The organism is Terrabacter sp. FW104-15G4B, from assembly GCF_058790095.1.
In genome coordinates this window covers 35,879-59,395 of record NZ_JBYTCI010000003.1, presented here as the reverse complement: position 1 = coordinate 59,395, position 23,517 = coordinate 35,879, and the positions used below count along the sequence as shown (strand labels likewise).

The following is a 23,517-nucleotide window of genomic DNA, read 5'->3' as shown; positions in this document are numbered from 1 at the left end:
TACGTTTTTCGTCCAGAAGCACCACCGAGGACCTGGAGGAGGCCGCATGGCCACCGAGACGGCGCCCGCGACGCCCGCCATCCGGCTGAGCGGGCTCCGCAAGGAGTTCGCCGGCAGCCCGCCGGTTGTCGCCGTGAGCAGCATCGACCTCGACGTGCGGGCCGGCGAGTTCTTCTCGATGCTGGGCCCGTCCGGCTCGGGCAAGACCACCGTGCTGCGGTTGATCGCCGGGTTCGAGGAGCCGACGAGCGGGCGCATCGAGCTCGCGGGCCAGGACGTCACCCGGCGCCAGCCCTACGACCGTGACGTCAACACCGTCTTCCAGGACTACGCGCTCTTCCCCCACATGAGCGTCGCCGAGAACGTGGAGTACGGCCTTCTCGTCAAGAAGGTGGCACGCACAGAACGCCGCGTTCGCGTGGCGCAGGCCCTGGACCAGGTCCGGCTGGGCGACCACGGCAGTCGCCGGCCGTCGCAGCTCTCCGGCGGCCAACGACAGCGCGTCGCGCTGGCCCGTGCCCTCGTCAACCGACCCACCGTCCTGCTCCTGGACGAGCCGCTCGGCGCCCTCGACCTCAAGCTGCGCGAGCAGATGCAGGTCGAGCTCAAGGGCATCCAGCGCGACGTCGGCATCACCTTCCTCTTCGTCACCCACGACCAGGAGGAGGCACTCACCCTCTCCGACCGGATCGCCGTCTTCAACGCCGGGCGCATCGAGCAGGTCGGCACCGGCCACGAGGTCTACGAGAGCCCGGCCTCGGCGTTCGTCGCCGGCTTCGTCGGCACGTCGAACCTGCTCACCGGGCAAGCCGCCCGGGCCGTGATCCGGCGCGACGGCTCCTTCGCCATCCGCCCGGAGAAGATCCACGTCGTGCGGCCGGGGTCGCCCACGCCCGACGGGCTGATGAGGGCCGACGGCACCCTGGAGGAGGTCGTCTACGGGGGGCCCGTCACGCGCTACGTCGTGGCCCTCGACGCCGGAGGCCGTCTGACGGCGCTCGAGCAGAACAACGGGGCCAGGAGGCAGGGGGCAACGCTCGCTCGCGGGCAGCGCGTCTCGCTCCATTGGCGGCCGGACCACGTCATCGACGTGCCGGGCACGCCCATGCCCCAGCCGTCAACGCTCGCGGCACCACCACTGCAGTCATCCACAACGACATGAAGGAGATCGGCGTGCGCACGTCAAAGACGTCCCTGATGGGGACAGTGGCGGCCGTGGCCGTCCTCGCACTCGCGGGGTGTGGCACCCCAACGCCCACCTCGGCGGCCGGCAGTGCAGCAGCCGGCGGGATGCAGGTGCCCGACCTCAAGGCCCTCGGCAAGCTCGGCACCCCCGAGGGCCAGGTCAACGTCCTCGCGTGGCCCGGCTACGTCGAGGACGGCAGCAACGACCCGAAGGTCGACTGGGTCAGCGACTTCGAGAAGTCGTCCGGCTGCAAGGTCAACGTCAAGACGTTCGGCACGTCCGATGAGGCCGTGCAGCTCATGCGGACCGGGCAGTACGACACTGTCTCGGCCTCTGGCGACGCGACCCTGCGCCTCATCGCCGCCGGCGACGTGGAGCCGGTCAACACCTCGCTCATCACGAACTACCCGGACATCTTCGACTCCCTGAAGATGAAGCCCTGGAACTCGGTCAACGGTGTCGCCTACGGCATCCCGCACGGCCGCGGCGCGAACCTGCTGATGTACCGCACTGACCAGGTCAAGCCTGCCCCCGACTCCTGGGCCGCCGTGTTCGACCAGGCAGGAGCGCAGAAGGGCAAGGTGACGGCATACGACTCGCCGATCTACATCGCCGACGCGGCGCTCTACCTCATGGCGACCAAGCCGGAGCTGAAGATCAAGGACCCGTACGCCCTCGACGAGACCCAGCTCGCCGCCGCCGTCGACCTGCTCAAGGCGCAGAAGGCCAACATCGGCGAGTACTGGTCCGACTACCTCAAGGCAGTCCAGGCGTTCAAGAGCGGCTCGACCACGGTGGGGACGACATGGCAGGTCATCGCCAACCTCGCCCAGTCCGAGAAGGCGCCGGTCGCTGCGGTCCTGCCCAAGGAGGGCGCGACAGGCTGGTCCGACACGTGGATGGTCGGCGCCAAGTCGAAGAACAAGACGTGCGCCTACAAGTTCATCGACCACATCGTCTCGCCGAAGGTCAACGCGCAGGTCGCCGAGTACTTCGGGGAGGCGCCGGCCAACAAGCAGGCCTGCGCCGAGACGGCGGATCCCAACCACTGCAAGGTGTTCCACGCGGAGGACGAGGAGTACTTCTCCAAGGTCCGGTACTGGACCACACCGATCAGCGCCTGCCTCGACGGTCGGACCGACGTCAAGTGCACCGACTACGCGGCGTGGACCAAGGCCTGGACCGAGATCCGCAACAGCTGATGGGCCACCGCCGAGGCCTGGCGGCACTGCTCGGGCCACCGATGCTCTGGCTCGTCGTCGCCTACCTCGGCGCGCTCGCGGTGATCTTCGCGACGGCGTTCTGGACGACGGACCCGTTCACGAACCTCGTCGTGCGGACCTTCACCCTGGAGAACTTCCGTGAGCTCCTCACGCCGACGTACCTGGGCATCATCGGCCGCACGCTGCTCATCGCGGTGATCGTGACCGTGCTCTGCGTCGTGATCGCGGTCCCGTTCGCCTTCTTCATGGCACGGGTGGCTCCGCGCGGGCTGCGTGGCCTGCTGCTCGCCGCGGTGCTCGTGCCGCTGTGGGCGAGCTACCTCGTCAAGGCGTATGCGTGGCGGACCATGGTGGCGCCGGGTGGGGTGCTCGATGCCACGGTCGGGTGGACGCCGGGCTACGGTTTCGGCGCCCTCGTGCTCACGCTGACCTACCTGTGGCTGCCCTACATGGTGCTGCCCGTCTACGCCGCGTTCGAGCGGCTGCCGGAGAGCCACCTCGAGGCGAGCGCCGACCTGGGCGGGCGGCCGACCACGACCTTCCGCCGCGTCGTCGTGCCGGCGCTGCTGCCCGCGGTCGCGGCCGGCTCCGTCTTCACCTTCTCGCTCTCGCTCGGGGACTACATCGCGGTGCAGATCGTCGGGGGCAAGCTCCAGGTGCTCGGCACGGCCGTGCTGCAGAACATCACGCTCGACCTGCCCTTCGCGGCAGCCCTCGGCACGGCGTCGGTCGTGATCATGGTCCTCTACCTGCTCGCCGTCCGGCGCACGGGCGCGCTCGAGAGCCTGTGAAGCCGGCGATGAGGGGACTGCGATGAGGAGGCGACCATGAGACCGGGACGCGGCGCCAAGGTGGCCCTGACCGCCTTCGCCACCCTGGTGCTCGCCTTCGTCTACGTGCCGCTCGTCGTCGTGGCGGTCAACTCGTTCAACAGCGACCGCACGTTCGGGTGGCCGCCCCCCGGCTTCACGACTCAGTGGTGGCGGGCAGCGTTGCAGGCACAGGGCCCTCGCGACGCCCTGCTGACGTCGGTGAAGGCGGGACTCGGCGCGACGGCGATCGCGCTCGTCCTCGGCACCCTGCTCGCGCTGGCGCTGACCCGATACGACTTCTTCGGGAGGCACTCGATTTCGATCCTGGTCATCCTGCCCATCGCGTTGCCCGGGATCGTCACCGGCATCGCCCTGCAGTCGGTCATCCAGAACATCCTGAGCCCGGTCTTCGGTATCGGGGCCGGCCTCTTCACGATCATCGTCGGCCACGCGACCTTCTGCATCGTCATCGTCTTCAACAACGTGACGGCTCGCATGCGCCGGCTCGGGGGGTCACTCGAACAGGCGTCCGCCGACCTGGGTGCACGTCCGATCACGACGTTTCGACGCGTCACGTTCCCGCTGCTGCGCTCGAGTCTGCTGGCCGGGGCCCTGCTCGCCTTCGCGCTGAGCTTCGACGAGATCGTCGTGACGACCTTCACTGCCGGTCCTGACACCCAGACGCTCCCGATCTGGATCTTCAACAACCTCTTCCGCCCCAACCAGGCCCCGGTCGTCAACGTTGTGGCCGTCGTGCTCATCCTCGTGTCGATCGTCCCGGTCTGGGTGGCCCAGCGGCTGGGCGGCGCGGACGCCGCGGAGAGCCGCCTGTAGCCACCGCTGGCGGGCGCTCGAGCCGGCCGTCTTCGGCCCGGCGCCGCCCTGGCTCACATCGCGAGACGGTAACGGTTCGGGTTCAGCGAGGGCGCAACTTCAGCGTTTCGGGCTAAGAACCTGTTGCAGGGATGCTCGGTGCGTTAGCGTCCCCGAGACGAGACGCATTCGCAGCTGCGCTCGAGACGATCGTCAGGTTCAGCGACGACCGAAGGGAACCCTGAGCAACGGAGGTGCGACGCCTTGTCCGAGATCCACAGAGACGTCGAGGTCGGTGGCCGTACAACGGTTGAGACGCTCGACCTCGCGCAGGAACCCGGCGGGAAGAAGATCGAGGGTCGCACTCCGTGGCAGCTGGCGCGGATGCGCCTACGCCGCGACCGGCTCTCGATGATTGCCCTCACGATCTCCTGTCTCGTCGTCCTCATGGGCGTCCTGGCGCCCATCCTCGGCGCGCTCGGCATCCTCAAACCCTATGACTTCAACCCGGAACTGATCGACCCGGCCCTCGGCGGCTACCCGATCGGGCCGCTGGGCGGTATGTCGTGGACGCATCCGCTGGGGGTCGAGCCCGGCACCGGGCGCGACACGCTGTCCCGAGTCGCGCTCGGGCTGACGTTCTCGCTCATCGTGGCCCTCAGTGCGACGCTCATCGCCGTCGTCGTCGGGACGGTGCTCGGACTCATCGCCGGCTTGCTCGGCTCCTGGGCCGACTGGTCCATCTCGCGCTTCGCAGACATGGTGCTGGCGTTCCCGCTCGTCCTGATGCTGCTCGCACTGTCCGGCATGTTCATCGAGGTCATCGGAAAAGTGGTCCCGAACGACAACGTGGCGACCGGGATGTACATCATCTTCGTCCTCGGCTTCTTCGGCTGGCCGGTCTTCGCCCGCATCATCCGGGGCCAGGTGCTCTCGATGAGGGAGCGTGAGTTCATCGAGGCCGCGCGCAGTCTCGGCGCGTCCAACGCGAGGATCTACTTCAAGGAGCTCTTGCCGAACCTGTGGGCGCCGATCCTCGTCTACGGCACGCTGGTCCTTCCGGCCTACGTCTCGGCCGAGGCAGCGCTGTCCTTCCTCGGGGTCGGCATCAAGCCCCCCACGCCGACGCTCGGCAACATCCTGGCCAACTCGGTCAACTACGCCTCGAGCGTCCCCGTCTTCTTCCTCGTCCCCGGTCTGGCGATCGCCACCGTCGTCCTGAGCTTCAATCTGCTCGGCGACGGCCTCCGCGACGCCCTCGACCCGAAGGCGGACCGATGATGCCTGCAGTCTCAGCTTCTGTGAGGCACATGGAAGATTGCCCTCGGCAACCGCCCGAGGGTGGGTGCGCCGCTACAACGGTGCGTTTCATCAAAGGAGTGGTATGAGCAGCAGCAAGAGGACTACGGCCCTCGCGGCTCTGGGGATCGCTTCCGCGCTCGGAGTTTCCGCGTGCGGCGGGGGTGGCACCACAGGTGGCACGACATCCGGATCCGGTGCAGCAGGGGGCGCCCAGAAGGGCGGCACGATCTACTGGCTCACGAAGCGGCCGGCCGAGCACATGGACCCACAGCGGACCTACATCGGCCGCGACATCTTCAACCAGCAGCGCCTGGTCTACCGCAACCTTGTGCAGTTCCCGTCGGGCAAGTCGGGCGCTGCTGCGATCGTCCCCATGGCCGACGTGGCCACCGACGCGGGCAAGAGCTCGGACGGCGGCAAGAAGTGGACGTTCACGATCAAAGACGGCGTGAAGTGGGAGGACGGCAAGCCCACGACGTGTGAGGACTTCAAGTACGGCTTCTCGCGCAACTTCGCCACCGACGTGCTCACAGGCGGACCCTCGATCTACCCGCTCAACTTCATGCCGTCCGTCGCGAAGGCCTACAAGGGGCCCTACCTCAAGACTGGCCAGGAGGTCTACGACAAGGCCGTCACCTGCAACGGCAACGTGCTGACGTACAACTTCGAGAAGCCCTGGGTCGACTTCCCGCTGGCCGTCGCGGGCCTGAACTTCGCCGCACCGTTCCGTCAGGACAAGGACCAGGGCGACAAGAACAACTACGTCATCTTCTCCAACGGTCCCTACAAGGTCCAGGGGGGCAAGTGGACGAAGGGCACGGGCGCGACCTTCGTGCGCAACGACCAGTACGACCCCAAGACGGACGGCGGCCGGCAGGCGAACCCCGACAAGTTCGTGTTCACCGAGGGACTCACCAACGAGATCATCACGCAGCGTCTCATCGCTGACGGTGGCAACGACAAGTACGCGGTCACCGACCGCGTGATCCCGCCGGCGTTCTACAACCAGATCACCGGTGATGTCGCGAAGCGTGCGACCAACGTCGTCTCCCCGTACACCTTCTACATCCTGCCCAACTTCAACAAGATGAAGGACCCCAAGGTCCGGCAGGCTCTCGCCATGTCGACCGACCGGGCGGGCTACATCAACGCCCTCGGCGGTCAGAAGGCGGCGACGATCGCGAAGAGCATCATCGCTCCGGATCTGCCTGGCTACAAGGACAACCCGGCCTTCACCATGCCACCGCAGGGTGACCCCGCGGCCGCGAAGAAGCTCCTCCAGGAGGCCGGTGTTCCGGTGCCCTACCCGATCACGTACACGTACCAGGGCGGCACGCCGACCAGTGACAACGCGGCGGCGGCCCTGAAGGCCGGTTGGGACAAGGCTGGCTTCAGTGTCAAGCTCGCGCCCCTGACCGACACGTACTACGACGTGATCCAGAACCCGGCCAACAACTCCTTCGACGTCACCGAGGGTGGCTGGGGTGCTGACTACCCGTCCATCTTCACGGTGCTGCCGGCGCTGTTCGACTCGCGGATCAACCTGACGGGGAAGTCCAACGGCCAGGACTACGGCAACTACAAGAACCCCGACGCCGAGAAGATCATGGACGAGGCTGCTGCGGCGACGACCCAGGATGCCGCGAACATCAAGTGGCAGGAGCTCGACGCGTTCCTCGGAAAGGACGTTGCCTACATCCCGAACTACATCCAGAACTTCTACTACCTGCGCGGTTCTGGTGTCGGCAACTACAACCAGAACCCGGCAGTGAGCATGTACCCGGACCTCGGCGTGATCAGCGTCAACAAGTGAGCGGCTGACCACGGATCGGTGCGTCGGTCCTGAACTGGACCGGCGCACCGGTGGGGGGCGAAGGACTCCGCCCCCACCCTCACCGTTGATGGTCCGCCATTCTCCGCACTCCAATTCACACCCACTACCGGAAGGACGAGCCCCAACACGGGGCGACAACGTACATGTACTCGTACATCGTCCGCAGAGTGGCTGTCGGCATGGTCATGATCCTGGCCATGTCGCTCGTCACGATGTTGCTGTTCTTCGCCAGCCCCGCCGACCCGGCTCGCTTCACGTGCGGCAAGAACTGCACGCCGGAGCTTCTCGAGCAGAACCGCAAGGCGCTCGGCTATGACCAGCCGGTCCTTTCCTACTGGGTGGACTTCACCAAGGGACTCTTCGTCGGCAGTGAGTTCCCCAAGGATCCGGAGCTGAAGAAGTCGGCGCCCGAGACCATCGCCGAGTGCCCGGCGCCCTGCCTGGGATACTCGCCGCTGGCGAGTCGACCGGTGCGGGACATCGTTGCCGAGAAGCTCCCGGTCTCGGTTTCCCTTGCCATCGCGGCCTTCATCATGTGGATGGTCGTGGGAGTCGGGCTGGGGATCGTGTCCGCCTTGCGCAAGGGTCAGGTTGCCGATCGTGCGATCGTGGGGACCGCCCTGATCTTCTACGCCTTCCCGACCTTCTTCATCGGCTTGTGGCTCTACATCTTCCTGGCGCTCAAGTGGGGCCTTGTCCCCGTTCCGACATACACCCCCATTGCCGAAGGTGGTGTGCTGACGTGGCTCCAAGGACTCTTCCTGCCCGCGCTGGCCCTTGCCCTCGTCTACATCGCGGGCTACATCAGGCTCACCCGGGCCTTCGTCCTCGAGGTCCAGGGGGAGGACTACCTGCGGACTGCGCAGGCGAAGGGACTCACGTCCGGACGCATCCTGTTCAAGCACACGCTCCGCGGAGCGTTGACCCCGATCGCCACGGTGGCGGGTCTGGACCTCGCGGGTCTCCTTGGCGGCGCCATCATCACCGAACAGATATTCAACTACGACGGACTCGGCCGGGAGGCGGTGAGTGCAGCCACGACCTATGACCTCCCGGTCACGGTCGGTATCGTGCTTGTTGTGGCGACATTCGTGATCGTCGCCAACATCGTGGTCGACGTGCTCTACGCGGTCATCGACCCGCGCGTCAAGTACAGCTGACCACGACCCGGCCGCTGCGCCACGAAGGATTGGACAACGCATGAGCACATGGGTGCCCTCCGAGGGGACCAGCGACGCGCTGCTCTCCGTGCGCGACCTCAAGGTGACCTTCCCGACCGAGGACGGACTCGTCAAAGCCGTCGACGGGCTCACCTTCGACCTTGACGCGGGGCAGACGCTCGGCATCGTGGGAGAGTCCGGATCGGGCAAGTCCGTCACGAGCCAGGCCATCATGGGCCTGCATCGAGGGACCCGCGCCGTGGTCGAGGGCAGCATCAACTTCGAGGGCAAGAACCTGCTCAAGCTCAACGACGACGACCTGCGGGCCATGCGCGGACGCGACATCGCGATGATCTTCCAGGACCCGCTCTCGGCCCTGCACCCGTACTACTCGGTGGGCAACCAGATCATCGAGGCGTACAGGGTGCACCACCGCTCGGCCTCCAAGGCTGCGGCGCGCGCGCACGTCATCGACATGCTCGGCAAAGTGGGCATCCCCAACCCGCAGAAGCGCATTGACGCGTACCCCCACGAGTTCTCGGGTGGTATGCGCCAGCGCGCGATGATCGCGATGGCACTCGTCAACACACCGCGCCTCGTCATCGCCGACGAGCCGACGACGGCCCTGGACGTCACCGTGCAGGCCCAGATCCTGGATCTGCTCGTGGACCTGCAGAGCGAGATGGAGTCGGCGATCATCATCATCACCCACGACCTCGGGGTCGTGGCCGAGATGGCTGACAAGATCATGGTGATGTACGGCGGTAAGGCGGTCGAGGGCGGCACGGCCGACCAGACCTTCTACTCAGCCGAGCACCCGTACACCTGGGGTCTGCTGCAGTCGATGCCCCGCATCGACCAAGAGCGCCTGGCACGGCTCCGGCCGATCCAGGGCAACCCCCCGTCGCTCATCAACCCTCCGTCGGGTTGTGTCTTCCATCCGCGCTGTGCCTACCGGGACGACGAGGAGCTCGGCTGTTCGACCATAGTCCCCGAGTTCGACGTAGGCGACTGGCACCCGGTGCGGTGCCTGATCCCGGCACCGAAGCGCAAGTTGATCTTTGACACGGAGATTAGGACGCCCTCATCGTGACGAACCAACCGGACTCCGACGTGGTCAGCCAACCGGACTCCGACGTGACCAACCAACCGGACTCGGACGTGATCCTCGAGGTTAAGGACCTCAAGAAGCACTTCCCGACCCGAACCTCCGGGATCATCCGCCGGCCGTCCGACCCGGTCAAGGCTGTTGACGGCATCTCCTTCACGGTGCGCCGCGGCGAGACCCTCGGCCTCGTGGGCGAGTCGGGATGTGGCAAGTCCACGGCCGGCCGCACGATGCTGCAGCTGCTCCCGCCGACCGGCGGCTCCATCCACTACAACGGTCGTGACATCACGGGCGCCCACGGCCGCGACCTGCGACGGCTGCGCACCGAGATGCAGATGGTCTTCCAGGACCCCTACGGCTCGCTCAACCCACGACAGACCGTCGGCGCCATCGTCGCTGCCCCCTTCGACATCCAGGGCATCAAACCGGAGGGGGGCGTCAAGGCCGAGGTGCAAGGACTCATGGAGCGCGTGGGCCTCAACCCGGAGCACTACAACCGGTACCCGCACGAGTTCTCTGGGGGCCAGCGCCAGCGCATCGGCATCGCCCGCGCGGTCGCCCTGCGCCCCAAGCTGATCGTGTGCGACGAGCCCGTGTCGGCCCTCGACGTGTCGATCCAGGCGCAGGTCGTCAACCTGCTCGAGGACCTCCAGGCCGAGTACGACCTCACCTACGTCTTCGTCGCGCATGACCTGTCCGTCATCCGACACATCAGCGACCGGGTGGCCGTGATGTACCTCGGCAAGTTCATGGAGGTTGCCGAACGCGACGAGCTCTACAAGAACCCGCTCCACCCCTACACGCAGGCCCTGCTCTCAGCTGTGCCGCTCCCGGACCCGCGCAAGGAGAACAAGCGCGAGCGCATCCTGCTCACGGGTGACCTGCCCTCGCCCATCAACCCGCCCTCGGGTTGCGTCTTCCACACGCGCTGTCCGAGGCACCGCGAGGAGCTGAGTGAGACAGAGCGGAAACGGTGCACAACCGAGGTTCCTGTGCTGGAGAACCGGGGCGGTCACGAGGTCGCCTGTCACTTCGCCGGTCCCCCCAAGGTCGCGGTGCTGTAGCCCCGGGCCGTCAGGCATCGGTCTCGTCGTCGAACTGGCCGAGGACCCGTTCGAGGAGGTCCTCCATCGTGACGAGCCCGATCGGGCCGGCCGGCCCGTCGACGAGGACGAGCTGGGCGTGCTGGACCCGCATCGCCGACACGGCGTCGAGCAGCGAGAGACCGGCGTCGAGGTGAGTCGTGGGAGCCGTGACGGTGGTGACCGGCGCGCCGGGCGCGGCTCGCACGATGTCGCGGACGTGTGCGATGCCGAGCGGCGCGCCCCCCTCGCGGACGACGAGCCGCGAGCGGCCCGTCTCGCGCGAGACCGCCTCGGCCTCGGAGCACGTTGCGGTCGTGGCGACCCCGACGGCCCGGTCGATCGGCACGACGACGTCGACCAACGGTGTCGAGTCGAGGTCGATGGCCCCGGTGAGCACCCGGTGCTCCGGCTCGGCGAGCATGCCGTGGTCCTTGGAGCTCGCGATGAGCAGCTGCAGCTCCTTGGGGCCGTGGACCTGGCCCAGCTCGTCCTGCGGGGTGACGCCGACGAGCCGCAGGCACCCGTTGGCCATGGCGTTGAGCAGGCTGAGGGCCGGGCGCATCACCCAGGCGAACCCGCGGAACGGCAGCGCGAGCAGGACGGCGGATCGTTCCGGGTGCGCGATGGCCCAGGACTTCGGGGCCATCTCGCCGACGACCATGTGCAGGAAGACCACGATGCCGACCGCCAGCACGACCGAGACGACGTATGCCGCGGCCTCCGGGACGCGCACGAAGCTGAAGACGGGGGTGAGCAGCTCCGCGACGGCAGGCTTGGCGAGGGAGCCGAGGCCCAGGGTGCAGAGGGTGATGCCGAGCTGGGCGCCGGCGAGCATGAGCGAGAGCTCGCGGCGGCCTCGGACCGCGGCCCGGGCTGCGACGCTGCCGCGCTCGGCGAGGTCCTCGAGCCGGTGCCGCTTGCTCGCGACGAGGGCGAACTCAGCGGCCACGAAGAAGGCGTTGAGCACGAGGAGCAGGAGCGAGACGAGCAGGGCGGTGATCATCGGCCCGCCTCCGTCCGCGCGTCGGCCGGGCGGTCCGCGGCAGCACCGTCGCTGGTGTCGACGCCTCCCGGGCCGCTGGAGTCGCTCTCGAGCGACTCCAGGTCGGACATCAGGTCGAGCACCTCCACGCGGACGGACGACGGCACGTGCCGCGCGACGGCCTCGACGGTGAGGCGCACCGAGACCGGCAGGTGCCGGGTCTCGGGTTCGTGCTGGTGGTCATGGGCCCTGGCGTCGTCGTCGAGATCCGCTGCGGCGTCGTCGGACTGGTCGCCAAGGTGGCGCTCGCGGACGACCTCGCGGCGTGCCTGGAGGCGCACCTCGTCGCCCACCACGGCCATCCGCCCGAGGTCCTCGAGGATCAGCCCGCTGAGGGTCGAGTACTCGTCGCTGCTCTGCAGCCGCAGGTCCGTCGCGGTGTCGAGCTCGTCGAGGCGCAGGTGGCCGGGCACCACCCAGGTGCCGGCGGCGGCCTCGACGACTCCCGGCTCCGGCGCGTCGTCCTCGTCGAGGATCTCGCCGACGACCTCCTCGGCGATATCCTCGAAGGTCACGATGCCGGCGAAGCCACCGTGCTCGTCCACCACGACGGCGAGCTGCCGGTGGTCGGCGCGGATCTGTTCGAGCACCCGCGGCAGGGGCGCGCTCGTCGGCACGACCGTGGGGTCGGACACGACCGAGCCGACCGCCGTGGTGCTGCGCCGCGCGGGCTCGACCGACAGCACCTCGGCGATCCCGGCCACGCCGACGATGTCGTCACCGTCGCGGCCGGTCACCGGGAAGCGGGACCAGCCGGTGTCGAGAAGGTCCACGAGCTCGGAGACTGGGGCGTCCGCGTGGATCGTCGTGACGCGGACGCGTGGGGTCATGACGTCGCCCGCATCGAGCTGGCGGAAGCGCAGTCCGCCCTCGAGGACGTCGGACAGGTCGTCGTCCAGCAGGCCGCCTGCGTGCGACTCGTCGATGATCCGCGTGAGATCCTCGGCCGTGGCGCCCTGCTCGAGCTCCTCGACCGGCTCGATGCCGGCCTTGCGTAGCAGCGTCGTCGAGGCCCGGTCGAAGAGGCGCACGACGGGACCCGCGACCCGGAGGTAGACGAGGGTCGAGCGGCTGAGGGCACGGGCGAGCGGCACGGTGCGGGCGATGGCGTAGTTCTTGGGGGCGAGCTCGCCGAAGACCATCTGCACGACGGTGGAGAAGACGAGGACGGCCGTGACCGACAGGCTGAGCCGGGCGGCATACGACATCGAGGAGTCCAACAGCTCGGCGAGGCCGGTGCCCACGAGCGGCTCGGAGACATAGCCGACGAGCAGCGCGGTGACCGTGATGCCGAACTGCGCGGCCGAGAGCGTGAAGGACAGCTGCGAGGTGACGCGCAGCGCCCGCGCCGCCGCGGGGTCCCCACCCTCGGCGAGCTGCTTCAGGGCGTTGCGGTCGACAGCGACGTAGGCGAACTCCTGGGCGACGAAGTAGCCCGTCGCCGCCGTCAGCACCAGGATCAGTGCGACACCGAGCCCGATGCCCAGAGCGGTGCTCATGCGATCACCACCCGAGGGGACGAGTGGTGGGGGAGAGGTGGCCGGACCGGGTCCGGCCAGGGACTATGGCCCTCCCGGGACTCGGACCGCGAGTCGGAGCGTGACTGGGATCGCATGCCGACAATCCTAGGTGACCGTGCCGGGGCGCTCAGCCGCTCGCGGGAGCGCTCCCGGCGGCTCGGGCACCGAGCCGGGCGGCCTCCTGGCTGATCTGGTGGGCCAGCTCGACGTCGAGCTGGGTGAGCCCGCCCTCGGAGTGGGTGGACAGCGCGAAGGACACCGTGCGCCAGCGGATGTCGATGTCCGGGTGGTGGTCCATCGTCTCGGCCGCGGCCGCAACCTCCTGCACGAGCGAGATGCCGGTCAGGAAGGCCGGTGCCTCGAAGGAGGCCCGGATGGTGTCGCCGTCCCGTGTCCATTCGGGCAGCGCAGCCAGCAGGCGCCCGACCTCCTCATCGGTGAGCAGTCGTGTCATGCGTCCAGTAAACGCCTCCGGCACGCACGGGGTCAGGTCCACGTTCGTGTGAGAGCATCTCTCCCGCCATGAGCAGCCCTGTCCCCGTCCCGCACCCGGTCCGCCTCGTCGTGGGAGCGGCCGTGGTCGACGACCTGGAGCGCCCGACCCGGCTGCTGTCTGCCCGCCGCACCGAGCCGTCGGCGCTCGCCGGCGGCTGGGAGCTGCCCGGCGGCAAGGTCGACGACGGTGAGTCCCCGCTCGCGGCCCTGCACCGCGAGCTGCTGGAGGAGCTCGGCGTGCGCGTGCGCCTCGGCGCCCACGTGCCGGGTCCGCAGCCCGGCGCCACGTGGCCGCTCGGCGAGAGATACGAGATGCTGGTGTGGCTCGCCGAGGTCGTCGAGGGCACGCCCGAGCCGATCGAGGACCACGACGAGCTGCGCTGGCTGGGCCTGGAGGAGCTGCGTGCCGTGGCCTGGCTGCCCGCAGACCTACCCATCGTCGAACGGCTCGAGGCGATGCTCGGGGCCGGCCCGCGACCCTGACCACCACCGAACGACCCGTGACGCACACCGCCCCTGTGACCCGTCACACGACCCACGACGCCGTGGTCCGAAGCACCTCCGAAACCCTGAGAGACTGTTCCTCATGCCCATGAAGACCCGCGCGGACATCCGCAACGTCGCCATCGTCGCCCACGTCGACCACGGCAAGACCACCCTCGTCGACAAGATGCTCTGGCAGTCCGGCGCGTTCGGCGAGCACCAGCACGTCGACGAGCGCGCGATGGACTCCGGTGACCTCGAGCGGGAGAAGGGCATCACGATCCTCGCGAAGAACACCGCCGTGCACTACACCGGCAAGGCGGCCGCCGACCGCGGGCTGACCGACGGCGTCACCATCAACATCATCGACACCCCCGGCCACGCCGACTTCGGCGGTGAGGTCGAGCGCGGCCTGTCGATGGTCGACGGCGTCGTCCTGCTCGTCGACGCGTCCGAGGGCCCGCTTCCCCAGACCCGCTTCGTGCTCCGCAAGGCGCTCGCCGCGAAGATGCCGGTCATCCTCTGCATCAACAAGGTCGACCGTCCCGACTCGCGCATCGCCGAGGTCGTCGACGAGGCGTACGAGCTGTTCATGGACCTCGACGCCACGGAGGAGCAGATCGACTTCCCGATCGTCTACGCGTCGGCCAAGGCCGGTCGTGCGTCGCTCGAGCGCCCCGACAACGGTGGCCTCCCGGTCGGTGAGGACCTCGAGGCCCTCTTCGACACGATCCTCGAGACCATCCCCGCGCCGACCTACGACGACGAGGCCCCGCTCCAGGCCCACGTCACCAACCTCGACGCCTCCAACTTCCTCGGCCGCCTCGCCCTGCTTCGTGTCTTCAACGGCACGATCAAGAAGGGCCAGCAGGTCATGTGGTGCCGCCACGACGGCTCGCAGCAGCGCGTCAAGATCACCGAGCTGCTCATGACCGAGGCTCTCGAGCGCAAGCCCGCCGAGGAGGCGCGTCCCGGCGACATCATCGCCGTGGCCGGCATCCCCGAGATCACCATCGGCGAGACCCTCGCCGACCCGGAGAACCCGATCCCGCTGCCGCTCATCACCGTCGACGAGCCCGCCATCTCGATGACCATCGGCACCAACACCAGCCCGATGGTCGGCCAGGTCCGCGGCTCCAAGGTCACCGCCCGCATGGTCAAGGACCGCCTCGACAAGGAGCTCATCGGCAACGTGTCGCTGCGCATCCTCAACACCGAGCGTCCCGACGCCTGGGAGGTCCAGGGCCGTGGTGAGCTCGCGCTCGCCATCCTCGTCGAGCAGATGCGACGCGAGGGCTACGAGCTGACCGTGGGCAAGCCCCAGGTCGTGACGCGCGAGGTCGACGGCAAGGTCCACGAGCCGGTCGAGCGCCTGACCATCGACACCCCCGAGGAGTTCCTCGGCGCGATCACGCAGATCATGGCCGCCCGCAAGGGCCGCATGGAGCAGATGACCAACCACGGCACCGGCTGGATCCGCATGGAGTTCCTCGTGCCCAGCCGTGGCCTCATCGGCTTCCGCACCGAGTTCCTCACCGAGACGCGCGGCACGGGCATCGCCCACCACGTCTTCGAGGACTACGAGCCGTGGTTCGGCGCCATCACGACCCGCACCAGCGGCTCGCTCGTCTCGGACCGCAAGGGCGTCGTGACGTCCTACGCGATGGTCAACCTCCAGGAGCGCGGCACCCTCTTCGTGGAGCCGACCACCGAGGTCTACGAGGGGATGATCGTCGGCGAGAACTCCCGCGCCGACGACATGGACGTCAACATCACCAAGGAGAAGAAGCTCACCAACGTGCGCGCCTCCTCCTCGGACAACTTCGAGAAGATCGTCCCGCCGCGCAAGCTCAGCCTCGAGCAGAGCCTCGAGTTCTGCCGCGAGGACGAGTGCGTCGAGGTGACGCCCGAGTCGGTCCGCATCCGCAAGGTCGTCCTCGATGCGGGCGAGCGCGCGCGCACCGCCTCGCGGGCGCGGTCGGCAGCAAAGGCCGAGGGCTGACCGACCCGTGCGTGTCGGAGGACGTGTCGCAGGACGTGTCGGAGGGCAGGTCGCGGGACCCGGCGTCGTGGGTCGGCTGAGGCGGTCACTGGCCGTCGCAGCCGGCGCTGCCCTCCTCGTGGCGGGCGCAGTGGCGTGCTCGGGCGAGTCCCAGCCCACGTCGACCCAGGGCGCCCTCGGCGCGGCCTCGTCGCCGCCGGAGGGGCGCCCCCAGTCGGGAGGCACCCTGCAGGTGCTCGTGTCCGGCACCGTCGCCACATGGGACCCGCAGCTGATGTACGTCGGCCCCGAGGCGTTCTTCGCCCAGCGCACCTTCGCGCGGGGCCTGACGGCATACGGCACGGGCGCACAGCAGCGCGCGGTCCAGGCGGACCTGGCGACGGACACGGGCCGCCCGAGCAACGGCGCCCGCACGTGGGCGTTCACGCTGCGTGAGGGGGTGGCGTGGGAGGACGGTTCGCCGATCACGTGCGACGACGTGCGGCACGGCGTCGCACGGACCTTCGACCGCCGCACCCACGTCGGCGGCACCAACTACGCCAGCTACCTGCTCGACATCTCGACGACGGTGACGCCCGAGGGCGTCGAGAAGCCGGTCTACGCCGGGCCGGCCGACCGGGCGCACCAGGCTGACTTCGACCGGGCGGTCTCGTGCGCGGGACGCACGATCACCTTCCGCCTGCGCGATGCCGAGCCGGACTTCCCGCACATCGTGGCGCTGCCGGAGTTCGCGCCACGCAAGGCGTCCGCCGACACGTCGAGCGACAAGGCGGGGTATGCCGTCGTGTCGAGCGGTCCGTACCGTCTGGCGAAGCCGTGGGTCGTCGGCACGGGCGGCACCTTCGTGCGCAACCAGCACTGGGACCCCCGCACCGACCCGATCCGCAAGGCCTACCCCGACGAGATCCGGGTGAGCTCGGGGCTCGGGGAGGCGTCCGTCATCCAGCGCCTGCTGAACCAGGAGGGGGACGACGCGTATGCCGTCTCGTGGGTCCAGGCGAGCCCGACCCTGCGCAACCAGGCCGGCACCGACCTGCGGGCCCGGCTGACCTTTCCCTACACCGGCAACGTCGACTACCTCGCGGTCAACATGCGCAGCCCGGTCATGGCCAACCCGGCCGTCCGCCAGGCCCTGGCCCTGTCGACCAACCGCGCGACCTACGTCGCCGCCACGGGCGGCGAGGGAGCCGGCACGCCGAGCTGGTCGATCCTCTCACCCTCGGTCGACCCCCGCTTTGTCCAGGTGCCGTCCGGCTCCCGCGTGGAGGGCGACCCCGAGGCGGCCCGCCAGGTGCTGCACCGGGCCGGCGTGCGGCTGCCGGTGCGGCTGCGCGTCGTGTACGCGCGCTCGGTGCTGGCCGACAAGGCGTATGCCGCCCTCGCTGCAGGGTGGGAACGCGCCGGGTTCGACGTGGAGCTCACCGGAGTCCCGCCGGAGGAGTACTACGAGACGGTCGAGAAGCCGAGCTCGGTCGGGTCCTTCGACCTCTTCCGAGGCGTGTGGACCCCGGACTGGCCGTCTGCCGGTGGAGTCCTGCCGGCTCTGTTCGACCCGCGCATCAACATCGACTCCTCGGGTCCCGGGCAGGACGTGGGCTACTTCAGCAGCGACGCCGTCAACGCCCTCATCGACAAGGCCGACGCGACCGGCGACCCGGCCGCCCGCGCCAGGGTGTGGGAGCAGGCCGACCAGGCGATCCGCGACCAGGGCGGCTACCTCGCCCTGGCGGCCACCAAGGCGCTGTACCTGCACGGCTCGGGAGTCAGCTCGTACGAGGACCACGCCGTCGGCGGCATCGTCGACCTCGCCACGGTGTCCGTGCGCTGACGCCCCGACCACCCCTTCCCGGAGAGGACCCTCGTGCCGCGACTGCTCTTCGTCCACGCCCATCCCGACGACGAGACGCTGACGTGCGGCATCGCGATGGCTCACCACGTCTCGCGGGGGCACGAGGTGCACGTGCTCACCTGCACCTTGGGGGAGGAGGGCGAGGTCATCCCGCCCGGCCTGGCCCACCTCGAGGGCGACCCGGACGACCGACTGGGTCCCCACCGCCACGGTGAGCTGGCCCGGGCGCTCGCGCGCATCGGGGCGCAGGGCCACCTGCTCGGGGCCGACCCCGCGGCCGGGCGACTCTCGCGGTTCCGGGACTCGGGCATGGTCGGATCGCGCGCAGCCGCGAGGCCGGAGGCGTTTGCCGGTGCGGACCTCGACCTGGTCGGCGGCCTGGTCGCGGACCTCCTGCGCGAGCTGCGCCCGGACGTCGTCGTCACCTACGACGAGCACGGCGGTTATGGCCACCCGGACCACGTGCAGACCCACCGGGCCACGCGCCGCGCCTTCGAGCTGCTCGACGACTCCCAGCTGCCCCGGCGAGCCTACGAGATCCTGACGCCGTCGAGCTGGGCCGTGGAGGACCGCTCCTGGCTCCGCTGCGCCGACCCGGCCCTTCTCGACCCCACCGGCTGGTGGGCGCACCAGGACCTCGGGCGCGGCGCGCCCGATGCGCCGCGGCTCGTCGTACCAGCCCCCGGCGACGCGTTCCCGCCGTCCGTCGTCGACGACGACCTCGTGACGCACGTCGTGCTCGATCAAGCCGCCCGCGCCGTCAAGAACGACGCTCTGCGGGCCCACGCCACGCAGGTCATCGTCGCCAGCGAGGACGTGCACGCCCTCTCCAACCTCGTCGCGGCGCGCACCACCGGGCGCGAGGGCTTCCGGCAGGTCAACCCGCGCACGTGGCGGCCCACCGGCCGCCGGGGGAGCGACCTGCTCGACTGACTGATCGAAAGGGCGATCCGTCCGCTCTGGCCTGCTGGTGACGGCGTCCGCCGGACGGACTGCACTTTCGATCGGGGACGGAGTGCTCTTTCGATCGTCGGGGGACTCGGCGCGTCGGTTGGCGGCCGTCGGGCACCGGGAGCGCTACCTTCGTGCCACTCGACCCCTGCACGGAGAGCCCATGTCCGACCACTGGCACGACCGGCGCAACGACGAGCGCCGCGAGGAGCGCCGCGACCGACGTCGAGAGCGACGCTCGACGGCCGCACGCCTCCTCGCCTCCGTCGTCGTGCTCGGGGGCGGCTATGCCGGCCTGTGCCTCTGGTCCTCGCAGCACGTGCCGGCGACGGCCTCCGTGGGAGGCATCCAGATCGGTGGCATGACCCCCGAAGCCGCCCGCACCTCCATCGCCAGGGGCGCGCACTCGCTGCTGCAGAGCCCGATCGCCCTGAGCGTGCCCGGCCGGCCGGAGCCGGTGCAGGTGGTGCCCCAGGAGGCTGGCCTCTCGGTCGACACCGAACGCTCGCTCGAGGGGCTCACAGGTCTCGTGCTCGACCCCAGGGTGGTCTGGGACAAGCTGACCGGAGCGGTCCGCGAGCCGCTGCTGACAACGACCGACGACGCGGCGCTCACCACCTATCTGGCCCGGCTGGCGCCGAGCCTGGCCGTCGCGCCCGTCGAGGGGCGAGTCACCTTCCCGGGTGGGCTGGTGTCGGTCGACCTTCCCGATCCGGGACGAGCTCTCGATGTCGCAGCCACGAAGCTCGCGCTGCGCCGGGCGTTCCCCGACTACTCATCAGCGGCGGCCGTCTTCCGTGAGATCCCGCCACAGGTCAGCGCAGAGCGGCTCCAGCAGGTCGCCTCGCAGTTCGGGAGCACCGCTATGTCCGGCTCCCTCACCGTCGTCGCCGGGAGCACGCAGGTCCTGGTGCCACCAGCGGCGTACGCCCCCATGGTGTCGGTGGTGCCCGACGGCGCAGGCGGCCTCGCGCCGCACTTCGACATGCCGGCCCTGGCTCGGCTCGTGCTGGGCAAGGTCAAGGTGACGACCCGAGCGGCGAGCAGTGCGCGGTGGGTCTTCGAGCCAGGCAACGGCAAGCCGCGGCTCGTTCCCTCGGTCGACGGCCTGGCCGTGGATGAGCAGGCCCTCGCCGACCGGGTGGTCGCTGCCATCTCGGGGCCCGACCGGACCGTCGACGTGCAGGCGTCGGCGGCCCGCCCACCGTTCACGACCGAGGACGCGCAGAGGGCGGGCGTCAGGAGCCTCGTCGTCGACTTCCAGTCTCCGTTCCCGACCGATGACACGTCGCGGACCCACAACCTCGTCGTGGCGACGCAGCGCATCAACGGCACCTACATCCCACCGGGAGGCACCTTCAGCCTCAACGGGATCCTCGGCGAGCGCACCGAGGACAAGGGGTATGCCGACGGCACCGTCATCATCGACGGCCGCCTCACCCGAGGCACCGGCGGCGGCATCAGCCAGGTCTCCACGGTCGTCTACAACCTGGCGTACTTCGCCGGGGTCGACTTTCTCGAGTTCAGCCCTCACGCGTTCTTCATCCCCCGCTACCCCGAGGGTCGCGAGGCCACTGTGTACTGGCCGACGATCGACAACAAGTGGAAGAACGACACGTCCTTCGGGATGCTCCTGCAGACGTGGGTCGACGGCGGCGTCGTGCACGGCCGGGTGTGGAGCACGAAGACCTGGGACATCGCCTCGGTCAAGGGGCCTCGCCGAAACGTCGTGCCGCCCAAGACGGTTCGCACCGACAGCGTCAAGTGCTACCCGCAGCAGCCCAACCCGGGCTTCGACGTGACGGTGACCCGCCAGTGGCGCCGTCCCGGCTCCCCAGCGGTCGTCAGGAGCGAACCGGTCACCACGCACTACGTGCCGGAGGACCACATCGTCTGCACGAACCCGGCCGCCACCCCGCCGTGACCGGAGCTTGTGGGAGCGCTCCCCGTCAGGAGGCGGGGCGCGCGAGGTAGGTGTAGTGGTGGTGCACGCCGAAACCCAGCCCCTCCCAGAACGCCACGCCGTCGGCGTTGTCGGCCGAGACCTGGAGGTAGATCGCCGGCATGTTGTTCTCGCGGGCGACCATCGCGACCGCCGACACGATCGTGGCGCCGAGGCCCTTGCGGCGGTGGTCTGGGTGCACCCACAGCCCGAAGATGCCGGCCCAGCCGGGGTGGATCGCCATTCGGGCCAGCGCGACGATGCGGCCGCTCTCGGGGTCGTGCACCGACAGGAAGAGCTGGCCCTCGCTGCCGGTGAGCACGGCCTCGGTCGCGCCCGGCACGATGGAGCGCTGCTCGCCGTAGCTCATCAGCCAGTCGAGCTTCAGCTCGGCATCAGCCGTCACGGGCACGGACTGCTCGGTGAGCGGCGGCACGGCGGCCGACAGGCCCGTCATGACGAGCACCCGCTGCCACTCCGGGCGGTCCCCGCCGACCACGTAGCCGCGCTCCAGCAGCGCAGCGGCCGCGGGCACCTGCTCGAGCTGCGAAGCGCGCTCGCCGTGGACCTGGAAGATCGGCGGGCGCCCGCGGTCGGCATACCAGCGCTCGACGAAGTCGATCGCCTTGTCGAGCGGCAGGCTCGGGTCGCCCACGACGAGCGCGGAGTTGGCCCGACCGGTGAAGCCCTCGGAGGAGCGCAGCACCCAGTCGCCCAGGCCGCCGCGGTCGAGGGCCTGCCAACCCTTGGCCATCAGCTTCTCGAGGTCGTCGGCGGAGATGCGCTCGTGGGCACGGCCCGGCCGGCTCGCCGGCGGCGGGACGTTCTTGGCCGCCACGACGTCGGCACGGATGAGCTTGACCCGTTCGGTCCTCGTGTCGACGACGAGGAAGTCCTCGTTCCGCGCGACGAGCTCGCCCAGGAAGTCGGTGGCGGCTGCCTCCGAGCCCTCCTGGAGCCGGTAGCGTACGACCACACGACTGCCGACCGTCAGCCCCGCGCTGAGGCGGTGCCCGTCGGTGTCGTCGCTGCGGGCCGAACCCTGGTCCAGGCGGTTGCCCTCGATGCTCTCGGGGCCCTCGAGGCCGCCCTCCGGGGTGGTCTCATCCGTGGGGTCGTGCATGGGCTCGCCGTTCATGTCCGGCATAATAGGCGGTGCAGCATCCGCTCCCGAACGCTCCATAGCAGGAGGCCCGCTCCCCATGACCTACGTCATCGCCCAGCCTTGCGTCGACCTCAAGGACCGCGCCTGCATCGAGGAGTGTCCGGTCGACTGCATCTACGAGGGCAAGCGGTCGCTGTACATCCACCCCGACGAGTGCGTCGACTGCGGCGCCTGTGAGCCCGTCTGCCCGGTCGAGGCGATCTACTACGAGGACGACGTCCCGGAGCAGTGGGCCGACTACTACAACGCGAACGTCGAGTTCTTCAACGACCTCGGCAGCCCCGGCGGAGCCGCGAAGCTCGGCGTCATCGACAAGGACCACCCCCTCATCGAGGCCCTGCCGCCGCAGGAACACGACGAGTGACGGCTCCGGTCCGAGGACTCGACCTCCCGGACTTCCCGTGGGACTCGCTCGCGCCCTACAGGGCGCGAGCGGTCGCACATCCGGACGGCATCGTCGACCTGTCGGTCGGCACCCCGGTCGACCCGACCCCCGAGGTCGTACGCCGGGGGCTGGCCGAGGCGGCCGACGCGCCGGGCTACCCCCTCACCGTCGGCACCACGGACGTGCGCGCGGCGATCTGCGAGTGGTTCGAGCGACGTCGCGGCGTGACCGGCCTCGGCCCTGACGCCGTCCTGCCCACCATCGGCAGCAAGGAGCTCGTCGCCTGGCTGCCGACGATCCTCGGCCTCGGCACCGGTGACCTCGTCGGCATCCCCGAGGTCGCCTACCCCACCTACGACATCGGCGCGCGCATCGCCGGCGCGTCCAGCGTCGTGGCGCAGTCGCTGACGAGCCTCGGCCCGCTGACGGCGGCCACCACGCCGAAGCTGTTGTGGCTCAACAGTCCCGGCAACCCCAACGGCCAGGTGCTCGGCGTCCCGCACCTGCGCAAGGTGGTCGCCTGGGCCCGCGGGCACGGCGTCGTCGTGGCCAGCGACGAGTGCTACGCCGAGCTGGACTGGCGAGAGGGCCAGGTCGGCACGTCGACGCCCAGCGTCCTGCACCCCGACGTGAGCGGTGGATCCCATGAAGGCCTCCTGGCCGTCTACTCGCTCTCGAAGCAGTCCAACCTCGCCGGCTACCGCGCGGCGTTCCTGGCCGGCGACCCCACCCTCGTGCGCAGCATCCTCGAGGTCCGCAAGCACGCCGGAATGATCATGCCGGCACCCGTCCAGCACGCCATGGCGGTCGCCCTGCGCGATGACACCCACGTCGAGTCGCAGCGAAAGGCGTACGCCCGCAGGCGCGAGCAGCTGCTCGCCGCGGTCACCCGCGCGGGGCTGCGCATCGACCACTCCGAAGCGGGGCTCTACCTGTGGGCCACGCGCGAGCAGGACTGCTGGACAACGGTTTCGGAGCTGGCCGACCTCGGCATCCTCGTGGCTCCCGGCTCCTTCTACGGCGCCGCCGGCGCCCAGCACGTGCGCATCGCACTGACCGCGACCGACGAGCGCATCGCGGCTGCCTGCTCACGGCTCTGACCGCTGGGCGGCGGGCGCCGGGGTACGTCGGAGGTGCCGCCGCGGCGAGGACCTGTTTTC

At 69.5% G+C, this 23,517-nt stretch carries 20 protein-coding genes; 16 read left to right on the top strand and 4 right to left on the bottom strand.

Annotated elements, in window-relative coordinates; translation table 11 throughout:
* Positions 1-46: 46 nt before the first annotated feature.
* The 9 genes from AC3WRT_RS03685 (at position 47) to AC3WRT_RS03645 (ending at position 10,502) form a co-directional block, all read left to right on the top strand.
* Positions 47-1,162: an ABC transporter ATP-binding protein gene (locus AC3WRT_RS03685; protein ID WP_492719247.1), complete on the top strand. Its 1,116-nt coding sequence runs from the start codon at positions 47-49 to the stop codon at positions 1,160-1,162.
* An 11-nt stretch (positions 1,163-1,173) separates the two neighbouring features.
* Positions 1,174-2,388: an ABC transporter substrate-binding protein gene (locus tag AC3WRT_RS03680; RefSeq protein ID WP_492719245.1), complete on the top strand. Its 1,215-nt coding sequence runs from the start codon at positions 1,174-1,176 to the stop codon at positions 2,386-2,388.
* Entirely contained in the window at positions 2,388-3,200 is an 813-nt protein-coding gene (locus AC3WRT_RS03675) for an ABC transporter permease (RefSeq protein WP_492719244.1), read from the top strand. The genes AC3WRT_RS03680 and AC3WRT_RS03675 overlap by 1 nt, the downstream gene beginning before the upstream one ends.
* 36 nt (positions 3,201-3,236) lie before the next feature.
* Complete coding sequence (locus AC3WRT_RS03670; protein ID WP_492719242.1) at positions 3,237-4,055, top strand: ABC transporter permease; 819 nt, start codon at positions 3,237-3,239, stop codon at positions 4,053-4,055.
* Between the two features lie 243 nt (positions 4,056-4,298).
* Positions 4,299-5,315, top strand: a complete 1,017-nt coding sequence (locus tag AC3WRT_RS03665) for an ABC transporter permease (protein ID WP_492719240.1) — start codon at positions 4,299-4,301, stop codon at positions 5,313-5,315.
* Positions 5,316-5,418: 103 nt separating this feature from the next.
* The gene (locus tag AC3WRT_RS03660; protein ID WP_492719238.1) at positions 5,419-7,149 is read left to right on the top strand and encodes an ABC transporter substrate-binding protein; all 1,731 of its coding nucleotides are present in this window, start codon (positions 5,419-5,421) and stop codon (positions 7,147-7,149) included.
* 164 nt (positions 7,150-7,313) lie between these two features.
* Complete coding sequence (locus tag AC3WRT_RS03655) at positions 7,314-8,330, top strand: ABC transporter permease (RefSeq protein ID WP_492719236.1); 1,017 nt, start codon at positions 7,314-7,316, stop codon at positions 8,328-8,330.
* 40 nt (positions 8,331-8,370) lie between these two features.
* Positions 8,371-9,423, top strand: coding sequence for an ABC transporter ATP-binding protein (locus AC3WRT_RS03650; RefSeq protein ID WP_492719234.1), 1,053 nt, complete (start codon positions 8,371-8,373; stop codon positions 9,421-9,423).
* Positions 9,420-10,502, top strand: a complete 1,083-nt coding sequence (locus tag AC3WRT_RS03645; RefSeq protein ID WP_492719232.1) for an ABC transporter ATP-binding protein — start codon at positions 9,420-9,422, stop codon at positions 10,500-10,502. Before AC3WRT_RS03650 ends, AC3WRT_RS03645 begins: the two co-directional genes overlap by 4 nt.
* 10 nt (positions 10,503-10,512) lie before the next feature.
* On the opposite strand, the gene AC3WRT_RS03640 is transcribed toward AC3WRT_RS03645, so the two are convergent.
* From AC3WRT_RS03640 to AC3WRT_RS03630, 3 genes are all read right to left on the bottom strand, one after another.
* Entirely contained in the window at positions 10,513-11,526 is a 1,014-nt protein-coding gene (locus tag AC3WRT_RS03640; RefSeq protein WP_492719230.1) for a hemolysin family protein, read from the bottom strand.
* Entirely contained in the window at positions 11,523-13,064 is a 1,542-nt protein-coding gene (locus AC3WRT_RS03635; RefSeq protein ID WP_492719228.1) for a hemolysin family protein, read from the bottom strand. Before AC3WRT_RS03635 ends, AC3WRT_RS03640 begins: the two co-directional genes overlap by 4 nt.
* Before the next feature lie 148 nt (positions 13,065-13,212).
* Positions 13,213-13,539, bottom strand: coding sequence for a 4a-hydroxytetrahydrobiopterin dehydratase (locus AC3WRT_RS03630; protein WP_492719226.1), 327 nt, complete (start codon positions 13,537-13,539; stop codon positions 13,213-13,215).
* A gap of 68 nt (positions 13,540-13,607) precedes the next feature.
* On the opposite strand from AC3WRT_RS03630, the gene AC3WRT_RS03625 reads away from it, so the two are divergent.
* From AC3WRT_RS03625 to AC3WRT_RS03605, 5 genes are all read left to right on the top strand, one after another.
* Positions 13,608-14,063, top strand: coding sequence for a (deoxy)nucleoside triphosphate pyrophosphohydrolase (locus AC3WRT_RS03625; protein ID WP_492719224.1), 456 nt, complete (start codon positions 13,608-13,610; stop codon positions 14,061-14,063).
* Positions 14,064-14,166: 103 nt separating this feature from the next.
* Entirely contained in the window at positions 14,167-16,065 is a 1,899-nt protein-coding gene (gene typA, locus AC3WRT_RS03620) for a translational GTPase TypA (protein WP_492719222.1), read from the top strand.
* A 67-nt stretch (positions 16,066-16,132) separates the two neighbouring features.
* Entirely contained in the window at positions 16,133-17,893 is a 1,761-nt protein-coding gene (locus AC3WRT_RS03615; protein WP_492719220.1) for an ABC transporter substrate-binding protein, read from the top strand.
* 33 nt (positions 17,894-17,926) lie between these two features.
* On the top strand, positions 17,927-18,847 hold the full coding sequence (gene mshB / locus AC3WRT_RS03610) for an N-acetyl-1-D-myo-inositol-2-amino-2-deoxy-alpha-D-glucopyranoside deacetylase (RefSeq protein ID WP_492719218.1): 921 nt from the start codon (positions 17,927-17,929) through the stop codon (positions 18,845-18,847).
* Between the two features lie 181 nt (positions 18,848-19,028).
* The gene (locus AC3WRT_RS03605; protein ID WP_492719216.1) at positions 19,029-20,789 is read left to right on the top strand and encodes a VanW family protein; all 1,761 of its coding nucleotides are present in this window, start codon (positions 19,029-19,031) and stop codon (positions 20,787-20,789) included.
* Positions 20,790-20,814: 25 nt separating this feature from the next.
* Here AC3WRT_RS03605 and AC3WRT_RS03600 read toward each other — a convergent pair whose 3' ends face one another.
* Positions 20,815-21,945: a GNAT family N-acetyltransferase gene (locus AC3WRT_RS03600; protein WP_492719214.1), complete on the bottom strand. Its 1,131-nt coding sequence runs from the start codon at positions 21,943-21,945 to the stop codon at positions 20,815-20,817.
* A 64-nt stretch (positions 21,946-22,009) separates the two neighbouring features.
* Here AC3WRT_RS03600 and fdxA point away from each other — a divergent pair, with 64 nt between their 5' ends.
* Together fdxA and dapC are read left to right on the top strand one after the other, a co-directional pair.
* Positions 22,010-22,336: a ferredoxin gene (gene fdxA / locus AC3WRT_RS03595; protein WP_020143133.1), complete on the top strand. Its 327-nt coding sequence runs from the start codon at positions 22,010-22,012 to the stop codon at positions 22,334-22,336.
* On the top strand, positions 22,333-23,457 hold the full coding sequence (gene dapC / locus AC3WRT_RS03590) for a succinyldiaminopimelate transaminase (RefSeq protein ID WP_492719211.1): 1,125 nt from the start codon (positions 22,333-22,335) through the stop codon (positions 23,455-23,457). Before fdxA ends, dapC begins: the two co-directional genes overlap by 4 nt.
* Positions 23,458-23,517 lie beyond the last annotated feature (60 nt).